Origin of the sequence: Bremerella volcania, from assembly GCF_007748115.1 — a bacterium.
Classification (GTDB): domain Bacteria; phylum Planctomycetota; class Planctomycetia; order Pirellulales; family Pirellulaceae; genus Bremerella; species Bremerella volcania.
This window is the reverse complement of sequence record NZ_CP036289.1, coordinates 2080537-2094403: the sequence shown is the minus strand read 5'-3', so window position 1 is coordinate 2094403 and position 13867 is coordinate 2080537. Positions and strand designations below refer to the sequence as shown.

Annotated in this window: 14 protein-coding genes and 1 tRNA gene; 11 read left to right on the top strand and 4 right to left on the bottom strand. The window is 55.1% G+C overall.

Annotated elements, in window-relative coordinates; genetic code table 11:
* Positions 1–9: 9 nt before the first annotated feature.
* Positions 10–1038 carry an ABC transporter ATP-binding protein gene (locus Pan97_RS08645; RefSeq protein WP_144971694.1) on the bottom strand — a complete coding sequence of 343 codons (1029 nt, stop codon included), beginning with the start codon at positions 1036–1038 and terminating at the stop codon, positions 10–12.
* A gap of 169 nt (positions 1039–1207) precedes the next feature.
* Between Pan97_RS08645 and ispF the strand changes: the two genes are divergently transcribed.
* The 7 genes from ispF to Pan97_RS08610 all read left to right on the top strand — a co-directional run bounded on the left by ispF (position 1208) and on the right by Pan97_RS08610 (position 7254).
* Positions 1208–1684, top strand: a complete 477-nt coding sequence (gene ispF, locus Pan97_RS08640; RefSeq protein ID WP_144971693.1) for a 2-C-methyl-D-erythritol 2,4-cyclodiphosphate synthase — start codon at positions 1208–1210, stop codon at positions 1682–1684.
* Positions 1685–1741: 57 nt separating this feature from the next.
* Positions 1742–3277 (top strand): cysteine--tRNA ligase, encoded by a 1536-nt coding sequence (gene cysS / locus Pan97_RS08635; RefSeq protein WP_144971692.1) that lies wholly within the window; start codon positions 1742–1744, stop codon positions 3275–3277.
* Positions 3278–3473: 196 nt separating this feature from the next.
* Entirely contained in the window at positions 3474–3968 is a 495-nt protein-coding gene (ruvC, locus tag Pan97_RS08630) for a crossover junction endodeoxyribonuclease RuvC (protein WP_144971691.1), read from the top strand.
* Between the two features lie 27 nt (positions 3969–3995).
* Complete coding sequence (gene ruvA, locus Pan97_RS08625; RefSeq protein WP_144971690.1) at positions 3996–4625, top strand: Holliday junction branch migration protein RuvA; 630 nt, start codon at positions 3996–3998, stop codon at positions 4623–4625.
* Positions 4626–4699: 74 nt separating this feature from the next.
* The gene (locus tag Pan97_RS08620; protein ID WP_196782326.1) at positions 4700–5074 is read left to right on the top strand and encodes a GxxExxY protein; all 375 of its coding nucleotides are present in this window, start codon (positions 4700–4702) and stop codon (positions 5072–5074) included.
* 19 nt (positions 5075–5093) lie between these two features.
* Complete coding sequence (locus tag Pan97_RS08615) at positions 5094–6236, top strand: zinc ribbon domain-containing protein (protein WP_196782325.1); 1143 nt, start codon at positions 5094–5096, stop codon at positions 6234–6236.
* 25 nt (positions 6237–6261) lie between these two features.
* Positions 6262–7254: a zinc ribbon domain-containing protein gene (locus Pan97_RS08610; protein ID WP_144971689.1), complete on the top strand. Its 993-nt coding sequence runs from the start codon at positions 6262–6264 to the stop codon at positions 7252–7254.
* Positions 7255–7263: 9 nt separating this feature from the next.
* On the opposite strand, the gene Pan97_RS27020 is transcribed toward Pan97_RS08610, so the two are convergent.
* Together Pan97_RS27020 and Pan97_RS08605 are read right to left on the bottom strand one after the other, a co-directional pair.
* Entirely contained in the window at positions 7264–7386 is a 123-nt protein-coding gene (locus tag Pan97_RS27020; protein ID WP_261342373.1) for a hypothetical protein, read from the bottom strand.
* A 154-nt stretch (positions 7387–7540) separates the two neighbouring features.
* Complete coding sequence (locus tag Pan97_RS08605; protein WP_144971688.1) at positions 7541–8047, bottom strand: TspO/MBR family protein; 507 nt, start codon at positions 8045–8047, stop codon at positions 7541–7543.
* An 89-nt stretch (positions 8048–8136) separates the two neighbouring features.
* On the opposite strand from Pan97_RS08605, the gene ruvB reads away from it, so the two are divergent.
* The gene (gene ruvB / locus Pan97_RS08600; RefSeq protein WP_391529983.1) at positions 8137–9204 is read left to right on the top strand and encodes a Holliday junction branch migration DNA helicase RuvB; all 1068 of its coding nucleotides are present in this window, start codon (positions 8137–8139) and stop codon (positions 9202–9204) included.
* Positions 9205–9210: 6 nt separating this feature from the next.
* Here ruvB and Pan97_RS08595 read toward each other — a convergent pair whose 3' ends face one another.
* On the bottom strand, positions 9211–10374 hold the full coding sequence (locus Pan97_RS08595; protein ID WP_144971686.1) for a baeRF7 domain-containing protein: 1164 nt from the start codon (positions 10372–10374) through the stop codon (positions 9211–9213).
* A gap of 210 nt (positions 10375–10584) precedes the next feature.
* Between Pan97_RS08595 and Pan97_RS08590 the strand changes: the two genes are divergently transcribed.
* The 3 genes from Pan97_RS08590 to Pan97_RS08585 all read left to right on the top strand — a co-directional run bounded on the left by Pan97_RS08590 (position 10585) and on the right by Pan97_RS08585 (position 13675).
* Positions 10585–11298 carry a ZIP family metal transporter gene (locus Pan97_RS08590; RefSeq protein WP_144971685.1) on the top strand — a complete coding sequence of 238 codons (714 nt, stop codon included), beginning with the start codon at positions 10585–10587 and terminating at the stop codon, positions 11296–11298.
* Between the two features lie 291 nt (positions 11299–11589).
* A tRNA-Gln gene (locus tag Pan97_RS26235) sits at positions 11590–11665 on the top strand.
* A gap of 348 nt (positions 11666–12013) precedes the next feature.
* Positions 12014–13675: a TROVE domain-containing protein gene (locus Pan97_RS08585; RefSeq protein WP_144971684.1), complete on the top strand. Its 1662-nt coding sequence runs from the start codon at positions 12014–12016 to the stop codon at positions 13673–13675.
* Positions 13676–13867 lie beyond the last annotated feature (192 nt).

Genomic DNA, 13867 nt, shown 5'->3' with positions numbered 1-13867 from the left:
CTCCTGTGGTTAGCTCGACGCCTCGGCCATCTTCTTTTCGTTCGCGGATTTGTCGCCGGGGTGTGCCAACGAAAAGACGTCCGCGATCACTTCTTCCAGCGGTGGATCTTCGACACCAACGTCGGCCAATTCGTACTGATCGAGAATTGAGGCGAGTACTTCGCCCACCTTCGCCCGATCGACCCGCAGTTTGACCTTGGGGAAGTCCTCGGAGATGACGTCGCCAAAGCGAGAAAGATTGCCCGACGCGGCATCCTCGCCGAAGGTCAGCGTCAGAATCTTATAGCCGCCAAAACGATCGATGATGCCGCTCAGTGAGCCATCATAGATGATCACGCCATGGGCAATGACCACCACGCGTTGGCACAGCGCGGCGATGTCCTTCATATAGTGGCTGGTCAACAGGACGGTGATCTTGCGTTCCTGCTGATAATGCTTGAGGAACTGCTGAATGTTGTGCTGGGCGACGACGTCCAGGCCGATCGTTGGTTCGTCGAGAAACAACACGTCCGGCGAATGGAGCAGGGCGGCGATCAACTCCATCTTCATGCGCTCGCCCAGCGAGAGTGCCCGGACCGGCTGCGAGAGGAGATCTTTCACCCCCAACAGGTCAACTAGTTCGTCCTGCGTTCGTTGGAATTGATCGGCATCGATGCGATAAATTTTTTGATGAAGCCGGAAGCTGTCTTGGGCCGGCAGGTCCCACCACAGTTGGTTTTTCTGCCCCATCACGAGGGCAAAACGACGACGATAGGCATTATCGCGATGCCAGGGAATGTGCCCCATGACCGTGGCCGAACCGGAGGATGGATTGATCACGCCAGAGAGAAGTTTCAGCGTGGTCGTTTTACCCGCCCCATTGGGGCCGAGAAAGGCGACGAATTCCCCCTGATCGACGGTCAGATCGATCCCTTTGACCGCCTCGACGGTCTTGTATTGCCGATGAAATAGCCCGCGTATGGAAGAAAGCAGGCCCTCTTGCTTCTGATAGACCTCGTAGGTCTTGGTCAGCTTTTCTAGTTGGATGATCGGTGCCATGTGCAGATTATAGACCAGGGGGGTATTTTCGGACAGTTGGCCGAGCCCCCTCGCGTTGTGGCAATATGGGGTATTAGCTATAATCGCCGCGCTTTCGGGCGTGTTTTCCGGTCAGGGAGATCGGAACGTGACCCAGCGAGGTTTGATTCGCCTTGGGAAATAATTACGGATGATACGTATCGGGCTCGGACACGACACCCATCGCCTTGCCGACGGGGGGCCACTCATTCTTGGTGGCCTCGAAATTCCGCACGACAAACACCTGGTCGGACATAGCGACGCCGATGCTTTGATGCATGCCATCACCGACGCGTTACTGGGTGCGGCCAATCTTCCTGATATTGGGCAACTTTTTCCCAATACGGCCGAAGAGAACAAAGATCGACCGTCAAGCGAATTTCTGCAACTTGCTTATCAAAAAGTCCTCGACGAAGGCTGGACGCTGATCAATCTCGATTGCGTCATCCATACCCAACGTCCCAAGCTGGCCGATCTGAAGTCGCTGATGCAAATCCGCATCGCCGAAATCTTGCACGTCTCGCCCGAGGACATTGGCATCAAAGCCAAGACCGGCGAGGGCGTCGGCAGTGTCGGCCGCGAGGAAGCGATCGAAGTCCAATGCGTATGTCTGCTTCGTAAAGTTTAAACTCCACCCAATCATTCGCCGAACCAACCGCATCCACTGGCGGTCTAAAGGAAGATCATGAGTAATCTCCGGGTCTACAACACGCTGAGCCGTACCAAGGAAGAATTTAAGACCGTCGAGCCTGGCAAAGTCGGCATCTACTTGTGCGGACCAACCGTCTACGCCGAAGCCCACATCGGTCACATGGTCGGCCCGGTGATTTTCGACACGGTCAAACGCTACCTCCAGCACAGCGGCTACGACGTTCGTCTGGTGGTGAATATCACCGACGTCGACGACAAACTGATCAACAAGGCGAACGAGCGCAAGATGACGATGCTCGAAGTCGCCGAAGAGAACATCAAGGACTACCTCGATAACCTCGCGGCGCTGAACGTCACCACGATCGACGACATGCCGCGGGCCACTTCTTCGATGGACGACATCATTCAGTTCATCCAAGACCTGGTCGAGAAAGGCTTTGCCTACGATGTCGATGGGGACGTCTTCTTTGAGGTCAGCAAAGATGCCCAGTACGGCAAGCTGACCAATCGCAGCGTCGATGCGATGCAAGGGGAGGGGGGGGGTGCCGCCGCCAGCAAACGCTCGCCAGGCGACTTCGCGCTATGGAAGAAAGCGAAAGCGGGCGAACCTTCCTGGGACAGCCCCTGGGGGAAAGGCCGTCCAGGCTGGCATATCGAATGCTCGGCGATGAGCAAGAGCATTCTCGGTGAAACCTTTGATATCCATGGTGGCGGTCTCGACCTGACCTTCCCCCACCACGAAAACGAAATTGCCCAAAGCGAATGCTGCCATGGCAAGCCGATGGTCAACTACTGGATGCACAACGGACTACTGCGAAGCGACCCCAGCGCCGGCAAGATCGGCGGTAAGGCCGAACGCGAAAAAGGCGCGACCGAAGGAGAAGCCGGCGGCAAGATGAGCCGCAGCGGCGGTGCCGGTGGTTTGCACTCGCTGATCGATCGCCAGGGGGGTGAACGCATTCGCTTCTTCCTGTTGCGAACCCATTACCGCAGCACAATCTTGTTCAGCGAGCCAGCCATCGAAGAAGCCGGGACCGGGCTCGATACGTTCTATCGTTTGTTCGAGCGATACGAGCGCATCACCGGCAAAAGCTTCTACGACATCGCGGCGGCCAAGACCCGCAGGGAAGGTGAAATCGAAGCAGGCAGCGACGAACTGCTGACGCTGCTCAAAAAGCATCGCGACGCTTACCTCGAAAAGATGGACGACGACTTCAACACCGGTGGCGGTGTGAGCGAGTTGTTCGAGATCGTCCGCGGCGTGAACAAGTACATCGATCAGAACAAGTTGGAAGAAACCAAAGACGCCGACACCCGTTCGCTCGATCAAGCGATGGCGACCATCCGAGAATTGTCCGCCATCCTGGGCCTCTTCACCGAAAAGCCCGAAGCCGATTCGAGCGAAGACGCCGGCCTGGTCGATCAACTGATGAGCCTGGTCATCGAGATCCGAGCCAACTCGCGAAAGAAGAAAGACTTCGAAACGAGCGACCTCATCCGCGATCGCCTGACTGAGTGCGGCATCACATTGGAAGACCGCAAAGACGGCACGCTTTGGCGTAAAGGTTAACTCGGCCATTCCTAGCCCTGAAAGGGCGATAGATAATAGCCAGGGGCGCAAGCCCCTGGTTGCATGTCCCAATTATTGACTGAGCCCCAACGGGGCGACAGAATTTCTGTCGCCCCGTTGGGGCTCACAACTATACACTTCCTTTCCAGGGGCTTACGCCCCTGGCTATTATCTGCCGCCCCGTTGGGGCTAAGACATGAAGAAACGTATCCTCGGCATCGATCCTGGTTTGAACATCACCGGCTATGGTGTGCTCGACGTCGGTCCGTCCGGCGTTTCGATCGTGGAAGCTGGCGTCGTGCGGGGGAAATCGCGGGGGGATGTACCGGCTCGGGTTCGTGAGATTCATGAGGGAATCACCGACGTCATCACGTCCCTCAAACCAAGCGTGATGGCGATGGAAGAGTTGTACTCGCATTACGAACGCCCCAAGACGGCCATCATCATGGGGCATGCTCGCGGCGTATTATGCCTGGCGGCGGCCCAGAATGACTTGACGTTCCACAGCTATGCTGCCACTCAAATCAAAAAGATTCTGACCGGTAACGGCCGAGCCCCTAAAAGCCAGATGCAGGAATCGATCCGCCGAGAGCTTGGCCTTTCGGAAGTTCCCGAGCCGGCGGACGTGGCCGATGCCTTGGCTGTGGCATTGTGTCATCATTACCTCAGCAAAATCGCAACGACCATCTAACACTTATTCTCGAAACGGAATTCTCCCTTGATTACGAAAATCACCGGCAAGTTGGTCTCGGTTGACATCACCAGCGTTACGATCGCCGCCGATCCCTTCGAGTATGAAGTGCTGGTGCCGGATTTCGTTCGCCGCCAGGTTCAGTCGCAGATTGGTCAGAAAGTTTCCTTTCACACGATCAACTACCTCGACGGCGATCCTTCCCGCGGGCGAATGAGCCCTCGCCTGGTCGGTTTTTCCAATCACATCGAACGCGAGTTTTTCGAGCTGTTTTGCTCGGTGGACGGGGTCGGCGTGAAAAAAGCTTTGCGAGCCATGGTCCGTCCGGTCCAAGAAGTCGCCAATCAGATCGAACAACAGGACGCCAAGGGTTTATCGGCCTTGCCGGGTATCGGTCCCGCCACCGCGGACCGAATCGTGGCGAAGCTGCGCCGCAAGGTCCCCAAGTTCGCCTTGTTGATCTCAGGTGCCGATGGCGAGCACCCCGAAGTTTCGCGCGACGTCGTCACCGAAACCTTCGAGGTCCTGTTGCAACTGGGTCACTCGGAAACCCAGGCCAGAAAACTACTCGACGCGGCGGTCGCCGAGAAAAAGAGCTACAAGGACGTGGATTCCCTCGTCCAGGCAGTGTACAAAATTGCTCATCAAGAGGGATGAAAAAGAAAAGGCTAACCACGGATTGCACGGATGTTCACGGATACTGAAAAGATGGTGCAGGAAATGAACATACTGTGAGTTCCGAACTGATTCATAAAGAGATAAGCGAATCGATCATTGGGGCATCCATGACTGTTTTGAATCAGTTAAGGCCAGGCCTCGACGAGAAACTTTATGAAAATGCCCTTGTCATTGAACTTAAAAGACGAGGGCACCAAATCGACCAACAAAAGCAATACCCTGTATTTTATTCAGGCGAGCGAATCGGAACGCTTATTCCCGATTTGATCGTTGACGATTTGGTCATTGCTGACACGAAGGTCGTGACTGCGTTTAGTGAGACTCATATCGCTCAAATGATTGGCTATTTAAACATCACATCACTCCGCCTTGCATTGCTTCTCAATTTCAAAAACGTCAAGCTCACGTGGAAACGCGTCGCTAACTAATCCTTATTTGTGTTAATCCGTGAAATCCGTGGTTAGTCCTCCTTCCAACGAAGAACAGCTAGTTGTTGCCGAGTCGGCGGCGGACGATGAATTGGTTGCTGCTGAAGTGGCTCAGCCGCAGGGGGAGCCATGTGCGGCTTGCGGTTGTCCGGTGGAACCAAACGATAAGTTCTGTCCTGCTTGCGGTACGCCTCACGAGGTGAAAGGGGCGGCCGAAAGGAAAGCGGAAGCCAAGCAGTCGATCAAGAAATATTTCCACTGCAAAACGTGCGGGGCGAATGTTTCGATCGATCCGCAAGAGTTGAGTTATGTCTGCCCCTTTTGCGATTCGACCTACGTCGTCGAGTATTCGCCAGAGGTCTCTGGCCGGCAGCTGCCTGAGTTTGTGATTCCATTTCGCGTGACGCCCGAAATGGCGATGGAAAAGTTTCGCGCGTGGATCAAGGGCAACGACTGGTATCGACCTGGCGACTTGCACATGGCCCAGATCGAAGACAAGCTGCGCGGGGTGTACCTTCCGTTCTGGAGTTTCTCGATGCTTGCCGAAAGCCGCTGGAGCGCTTCGATCGGCGAGTATTGGTACAAGACCGAATCGTACACGACCATGGAAAACGGCAAGATGGTCACTAAAACGCGTCGCGTTCAAAAGACCGAATGGTGGCCTCTCTCCGGCAGGCATCACCGGTACTACAGCGGCTACATGATCTCGGCCAGCAAAGGGCTGACCCAGGCCGATGCCGATCGCATCAAGCCGTTCTCTCTGTTAGCCGCCAAACGCTACGAGCCCTATTTCCTGGCCGGCTGGGCTGCCGAAGAGTACCAGATGGAAATCGCCGAGGCTCAGAAGTTTTGCTACGAAGAATTCTATCGCCGCGAACAAACGAATATCCGACAGTTTCTTCCAGGCGATACCAGCCGCAGCCTGGTCGTTAAGACGGAATTCTCCTACGAAAACTCCGACTTGTACCTGCTGCCGATTTATTTGCTCACCTATCGCTACAACGATAAGGTGTACCGCTTCCTGGTCAACGGACAAACAGGCCTGATCAATGGAGACAAGCCCGTCTCGTGGAAACGAATCTGGGGAGCCATTGGCGGCGGCATCGGTCTTCTGATCCTGTTCATTCTCATCGTTCTGCTGATCTCGGCACTGATGCACTAGAAAGTCGCAAAGAAAGCCTGGCCCCATGAGTGACCTTCTCGAGAAATGCACGGTTTGCGGCGGACTGATCGACGAGGAAGATCTGTTCTGCGGCAACTGCGGAACCGAAGCGCCTCACCGTCAAGATGCCCATACGCCTGATTCCACCCTGTCTACACACAGCTTCAACTGCAGCGGGTGCGGTGCGGCCATGAGCTACTCCGCGGAAGCGGAAGCCCTGCGATGCCCCTTTTGCGGATCGACCAATCTCGAAAAGGGAAAAGACCACAAAGTCATCGCTCCCACGAAAGTGATTCCGTTTCGCGTGACTGAGGAAGAAGCGCGAAAAGAAATGCGCGAAGCGATTGGCCAAGGCTTCTGGCGTCCGCCGGATATTTCCGAGAAGGCGGTGATCAAGAATATGGTGCCGGTCTACGTACCTTATTGGGTGTTTTCCGCCGACGTCTCGACGTTTTGGACGGCCGATACCAGCCAGACCCCCATGGGAGCCAGCGGCGATTGGTATCCCATGTCTGGCGAACATCGGGCTCGCTACGAAGGCGTTCTGGTCGGTGCCAGTGGTGCGCTTACCCCGAACGAGACCTCTCAGTTATGTCCTTTCGACATGAGCCAAGGAATTTCGCCCCAAGAGGCCAATCTCGATCAGTATACGGTCGAGCAGTTCAACGTTGCTCGCAAATACGCTCGACCGATGGCCAAATCGGGGCTTGAATCACTCGAGCGGAAAGCGGTTGACATGAAGTTCGTTCCTCCACGAAGCCGTAACGTCCAGGTCAATCTTCGTATCCAGAATATGGCCAGCGATCCGATTCTGCTACCGGTTTGGATCATGGCCTATCAGTACAAGGACGAGGTTTATCGTTTCCTGATTAATGGACAGAACGGACGCTCGACCGGACATGGCCCAGTCTCGTATCACCGCTTGATGATGGTGCTGGGAACGGTTCTCGCCGTGGGGCTTGGCATCGCGATCATTGCCATTCTATGCGGCGGCTTGGGAAGTTTGCTCGGTGGCTAGCGACGCAGATCACTGCTGGTCGTCGACAAAGTCGTAGACCATACCTTCGAGCACTTGCTCCGCTTCGCACTTGTCCATGTGAAGTTGGTCGGAAACATCGTTTACCATGTCATGGGCGACGATTTCAGTCATTTTCAGGGTTCCTTTGCTTGGGGGAGTGATGGGAGTGTAAATCTCCTTTACGCAAAGGCAGTGCCAATGGGCTATTTTCCTCTGAAATCAATATCTGGCGAACGAATCATGGTCGTGCGACAGGCAGTTCGCCTTTCACTAGACCACAAGCGTATCAGTTGAGGGCTGCGATCCAAAAGTTGAGCACCGCGGCGAACGAAACCCATAGCAGGTAAGGCACCAACAGCAGCGCCGCCACGCGGTCGTGCCGCCAGAATGCGACGATCGTAATGAGAATCGAAATCCAAAGCGCAGTGATTTCCACGGCCGCGAGTTTAGGGTTTTCGAGTCCGAAGAAGATCACCGACCAGGTGGTATTCAAGAGTAATTGAAAACACCACATCCCCAGCGAGTGAGGGGCGTTGGTCCAGCCTGCATTCTTCCACACAAGCCAAACGGCTACCGCCATCATCAGATAGAGCGTCGACCAGACCGGTCCGAAGATCCAATTGGGTGGATTGAAGGAGGGTTTCTCCAGGTCAGCGTACCAGGAATCGATTTGCGGAACCGTAAACGAAGAACCAACACCCGCCGCCGTGAAGCAAAGGACGATCCACCCCAACAGGCCCAAAACACTCTGCCAGGTAGGCGTAACCTCTTGCTCTTTGGTTATCGAATCCATGCGACCTGCCTCTTATCCGGAGAATACCGAACTTTTCGACCTCATCCTCTATTTGTTATAGTGGACGATCATAGTCAACACCTGTTCAGTTGCTATCAGGCATTAGACTCGCAAATTTATCACGGGAAAAGGTTTTTCCAATGGGCAGGGAAGCGATTCTGCAAGGCGAAAACAGCCCAAATGAAGAAGACAAGAGCCTCCGCCCGCAATCCATTTCTGAAATGGTTGGCCAACTTGAGGTACGTGAACGTCTGAAAGTGGTCGTCGATGCCGCCGTCAAACGTGATGAGCCACTGGGGCATATCTTGTTTGACGGTCCGCCTGGCCTTGGCAAAACGACCTTTGCAACCTGCATTCCCAAAGACCTCGGCGTTAATTTCCAACTCACCTCGGGACCGGCACTGCAGGCACCGAAAGACCTGGTTCCCTACCTGACCAACGCGGATGAAAAGTCGATTCTCTTCATCGACGAAATCCATCGTCTCCCCAAAGCGGTTGAAGAGTACCTTTACACGGCGATGGAGGACTTCCGAATCGATATCGTCCTGGGGGAAGGAACCAACGCGCGGACGATTAATCTACAAATCAAACCGTTTACTTTGATCGGAGCGACAACCCGCAGCGGGATGCTGACCGCTCCCCTGCGCGATCGGTTTCCGCTCCGCGAACATCTCGACTTCTATACCCACGAAGAACTGGCAGAGATCATCCGGCGAAACTCCCGCAAATTAGACGTCACCATCGACGATGACGCGTCTCTCGAAATCTCCAAGCGAAGCCGCGGAACACCTCGTGTTGCCAACAACCGTTTGCGTTGGATCCGCGATTACGTCACCAGCAAGGCTGACGGGCATATCACCTTGCAGTTGGCCCAAGACGCGATGGCCATGCAGGAGATCGATTCACTGGGCCTCGACAATCAAGATCGCAAGTACCTCAATACGATCATCCGGGTCTTCGCGGGCGGCCCGGCCGGCATCGAGGCGATTGCCCACACGATGAATGCCGCCCCAGAGACTTTGGCGGATGAAGTCGAACCGTTCCTGCTGCGCAGCGAACTTCTCGTTCGTACTCCGCGCGGCCGGATGGTAACGACCAAATCAGTCGAACACATTCAAAAGATGATCGCCGCCAAGAGCAAAGGCTTGCTCGACTAACTGCTATCAAATAGGGGACGCGATTTCAAAGCGAAGTCGCGCTACGGCAGCGCAATCTTTCTCAGGGAAATCTGCTTCGCGAACGACGAAGACGTCTCCGCCGTTCTTAAGTGTCTCCACGGCGGCATCGTCTAACAGATCGTGGCTGACTTCACTCGGGCCGCCATCGTTCTGAACGTGCCCGTCTTGGTCGACGTGTCCCCAAATGGCTGTATCCTCACGAATGAGAAGGGCCTCGACGGCGCCCATCTCCGATGCCCGTAGGATCGTCTCCAGATCGTTCGTGGCACGATTCTGGCCGTAGGCGTCTTGATAGTTGGAAATCGCTCTTTCGCATTCCTGCTGGAAGTACGGCCGAACGACACCCTGTGCTTTTTCGTGAAGCTCATCGGCCGAAGCGTCGTCGAAATTCCCATGTACGCTCTCAGGCAACAGGTTTGGGTAACTAATCGCTTCCTTGAAGATCGGATAAAGATACTCGACGCCGGCAAATATGAGCGGATCGTTGCGTCCTTCCAAGAACTGATTCAAAGGGGCGTCTATTCGGTGGAAGAACTGCAGGATATTTTGTTTGTGATCATCCTCACCGGCACCTTGGCCGTGATACATCGTGTCGACGTCGTTCCCCTGGGCATAGCTGAAATGCTGGATCGACGTCATGTAGTCATCAATGTTCAGTGCGTCCTTCAGGTTCTCAGGCAGTTCGGCTGGAACGCGTTCTTCCAGGCCATCCGCGTTGCCATCAAACAATCGCACATGGTTGTGGCTGACGGCGATTAGCACGAATCGGCCATCACCATGCAGCGCTGGCAACAGGGGACGCAGATAAAAACGTTCGCCAACATGCACCTGTTCAGTCAACTTGCAACCCATTTGTTGCACTTGCATAGAGTCTGGCGTAACGAAGAGTGCTAAACCGGCGGAAGGATGACGCCATGCTTGGTGCGTTTCGTCATCTCCAAAGTCTTCCAACCGCTTAAGAATGGCTTTGCGGCAATCGGCGTCACAAACTTCATCGCTTTGAAGCAGCGTCGCCGTATCTTTCATCAAATTCTTGTAGCGGATTTCATTTTGCTGAACTTCGCGGCCCCAGCGAAACATGGGCATGTAGATTGAGACGCAAATCTGGCTCGGGTCGTCTAGGAGCGTTTGAATCAATTGCGGTTCCATGTCAAAGTATCTCCTTATTCCAACTCGAAGCGCCTCGATGGTTTAGAAAACACCATGCTGGTTGCAGAGCCACCCACTCTGGCAGCTTACAGCGCGCCAAGTCGCATGTCACTGGTTATTTCGATTGATCCTATACAGCGTGCAAAGTCCGCGCCATAACTTTAGAATTGTTCTTCGACAGCTCGCCTTACGTCCAACTCGAATAGCTTCATGCCCACTTGGTTAACTGTTACTTTACTGACGCTGATGGCCGGTATGTCGATGCCGCTGGGAGCACTCTTCGCACGCATCGAACATATCCATCGCGAATGGCTTGAGCAGGAATTCCGGCATGCCGTGATGGCATTTGGTGGCGGTGCTTTGTTTTCCGCTGTGGCCTTGGTTTTAGTGCCGGAGGGGATAGAAGAACTCCCTACCCACTATTCGGTATTGTGGTTTGTCTTGGGAGGGCTCATCTTTTGTGGGCTCGATATCCTTCTGGCCCGTTACCATAGCCCCACCACGCAGCTCGTGGCGATGTTGTCCGACTTCATCCCCGAAGCCATGGCACTAGGAGCGGCTTTTAGTGCTGGCGGAAATTCCGGGCCGTTGCTAGCCATTTTGATTGCCCTACAAAATCTTCCCGAAGGATTTAATGCCTACCGCGAAATGAATCAGGGGCCTGGTATTTCCGGCTTCAAGATCGTCATGGTATTTGGCGTTCTGGCACTCCTCGGACCGATTGCGGGACTGGGTGGCTTTCTTCTTTTGGCGCAGTACCCGGCCGTGGTCGCGGCGATCAAACTCGTCGCTGGCGGTGGAATCTTATTCTTGGTCTTTCAAGACATCGCGCCTCAGGCCCGGCTAGAAAAGGCCTGGGCACCGGCACTGGGTGCCGTGCTGGGATTCGCTTTGGGTGTATTGGGTTGCGAACTGCTTCCGTAACTTTCAACTTTTTCTCCGTGCCAGCGTGAACCCCACGGCGTTTGGCACGTCCATCTATCCAGAACAATCAACCAGCCGCCTGAGCAAGTGCCAGGCAACATCAGGAGAGACCCCGTGTCATCCCATCTCAATCCACTAATAACGCAATATTCCAACGGCTTCGGTTTCAGGGCAGAGCAACCCACGCTCCGAGCCGGCCGAAGCTGGCAACGCATTTGACGCGTCGACCTCTCTGTCTCTCCGATAGAAGGCTCCTCGTCGAATGCGGCGAGGAGCCTTTTTTTGTTTTCATGCGGGATATTCGCTGCTGGTACGCGATCCTCGATTTTGAATCGAGACGTCGTTGGTTCAATTCCAACTCCCGCAGCCTCGTACGATCGCAATGGTGATCGCACGAACGAAATGATTGACTGCCGATTGGAGTACATGCTTGCAGAGCCGCGTGTCGCAGGTTCGAATCCTGCCACCCCTGCTTTCAAATTTGGGGGTGTAGCTCAGTGGATAGAGCAGCGTTATTACCTCTGGTCAATTCCTCGTCGATCATTTCCTTTTAAAACATTTTTCGCACACCCTCGACTGCTGGTTGGGAGTACATGGTTTTTCAAGTTCGATTCTTGACGGCCCGCCCTTTTTGATTGTGCGGGCCGAGCTCTCGCCATCCCTTCGTCGAGTGTGCTTTTTCACTTTTTTATTCTTCGCCAAGGAGAATGTTTCCATGGCTAACAAGCTGTTGTTCGGTTCTACCAAGTCTCATCGTCCCAGCGCTAACGCGCGTAATGCTGCCGGAGGCCCCGCCTACGCGTTGTCGCCCCAGCATGCACTCGCGCAGTTGGCATCCACCGGATGCTTGAGCGGTACGTTCTACGCAACCGGTCAGCAGCAGTTGGACGAGGTCGTGAAGCTCGTAGATCAGGTCAACGACGACCGGTTCCTGGCCAAGCTGGCCATTTACGCGCGGCAGCGCGGAATGATGAAGGATATGCCGGCCGCGCTGTTGGTGATGTTGTCGGTTCGCGATACGGAGTTGACCCATCAGGTGTTCGACCGCGTCGTCGACAATGGACGCATGCTGCGTAACGTGTTCCAGATGGTTCGTAGCGGACGCTTTGGACGCAATGGATTGTCTTCCAGCTTGAAGCGGGCCTTCGAGCGTTGGCTGAACGACGCTTCCACGCTGAAGCTGCTTTCCGCTTCGATCGGTAACGATCCTTCGCTGCGCGACGTGCTGCGGATGGCTCGGCCTAAGCCAACCAACAACGAGCGCCGTGCGCTGTTTGGTTGGTTGACCGGAAAGCCGGTCGCGCAGTGGGCTCCCGCTACGCTGCACGACTTGCCGGAGGAAGTGCGCCAGCTGAATGCCTTCCGTGAAGCGAAGAAGGGGGCCGAACAGGCCCGCATCGTGCGCGATTTGTCGGTGCGGTGGGACCTGCTGGCTGATGCGGCCAAGGATGCGCATGCCTGGAAGGCGATCGCCAAGCAGATGGGTCCGCAGGCACTGCGGATGAACTTGAATACGCTGCTGCGTCAGGGCGTACTGCGGAGCGAATCAGGTAAGCCTGATGCCGAAATGGTTGCCTTGATCGCGAAGCGGCTGTCCGACGAGCGTGAGATCAAGCGTTCGAAGCAGTTCCCGTACCAGTTCCTGGCCGCCTACAAGCATGCCTCGGATGAAGTTCCGCAGGCAATCAAGTCGGCGCTGCACCGCGCTGCCGAGATTGCGTGTGGGAACATTCCGCAGCTACCTGGTCCGGTCCTGATCGGCTTGGACGTGTCGGGATCGATGCATTGTCCGGTCACCGGCTACCGCGGCCGCGGAGCAACTTCCACGATGCGGTGCGTCGACGTGGCGGCGCTGTTCGCAGCGGCGATCCTGCGTCGTAATCCGGACAGCGTGGTCGTGCCGTTCGATACCGTTGCGTACGATGCGAAGTTCGATCCCAACGATTCGATCTTGAGCTTGTCCGATCGGCTATCCCGTTACGGTGGTGGTGGAACCGACTGTTCCATTCCACTGCAAACCGCCAACGGACGTTACGCACATCGGCCCTTTGCCGGGGTGATCCTCTTAAGTGATAACGAAAGCTGGATCACCAAGAATCGTCCGTACGGATATGGAAGCTACGGCCAGACGGGCGTGATGAGTGAGTGGCAAAAGTTTGTTGCCAACCAGATGAAGCTTCGCGGTCACGAGATCGCTACGCCCAAGCTGGTGTGTATCGACTTGCAGCCCTACACCACGACCCAGGCTCCGGAGCGGGCCGACATCCTGAATGTCGGTGGGTTCAGCGATGCGGTCTTCCAGGTCGTGGCATCGTTCCTGGAGGATGACGGAAGCCGTTTCGTGGCGGAAATTGACGCCATTAAATTGGCTGAATAATTGAAAACTATGTGGATAACGCCTCGGCTAATCGCAGCCCTGGCGTTTTTTTAGGCTAGCCGCACAATTCCCCGTCAGATTCGCCCAGCAAACGACGTAATATGGTTGTGAACCTCTGCTGTTGGACCACAATAGAAGGATTGCGTCTGTCCTGGTGATTCTCAAAGAATCATACGGACAACCGATCCAGAA

Bases quoted from the DNA above. Each gene is read 5' to 3' on its own strand.
- cysS (WP_144971692.1), top strand. From the start codon at position 1,742: ATGAGTAATCTCCGGGTCTACAACACGCTGAGCCGTACCAAGGAAGAA.
- Pan97_RS08645 (WP_144971694.1), bottom strand. From the start codon at position 1,038: ATGGCACCGATCATCCAACTAGAAAAGCTGACCAAGACCTACGAGGTC.
- Pan97_RS08585 (WP_144971684.1), top strand. From the start codon at position 12,014: ATGGCTAACAAGCTGTTGTTCGGTTCTACCAAGTCTCATCGTCCCAGC.
- Pan97_RS27020 (WP_261342373.1), bottom strand. From the start codon at position 7,386: ATGACTGAAATCGTCGCCCATGACATGGTAAACGATGTTTCCGACCAA.
- ispF (WP_144971693.1), top strand. From the start codon at position 1,208: ATGATACGTATCGGGCTCGGACACGACACCCATCGCCTTGCCGACGGG.
- Pan97_RS08605 (WP_144971688.1), bottom strand. From the start codon at position 8,047: ATGGATTCGATAACCAAAGAGCAAGAGGTTACGCCTACCTGGCAGAGT.
- Pan97_RS08590 (WP_144971685.1), top strand. From the start codon at position 10,585: ATGCCCACTTGGTTAACTGTTACTTTACTGACGCTGATGGCCGGTATG.
- ruvC (WP_144971691.1), top strand. From the start codon at position 3,474: ATGAAGAAACGTATCCTCGGCATCGATCCTGGTTTGAACATCACCGGC.
- Pan97_RS08610 (WP_144971689.1), top strand. From the start codon at position 6,262: ATGAGTGACCTTCTCGAGAAATGCACGGTTTGCGGCGGACTGATCGAC.
- Pan97_RS08595 (WP_144971686.1), bottom strand. From the start codon at position 10,374: ATGGAACCGCAATTGATTCAAACGCTCCTAGACGACCCGAGCCAGATT.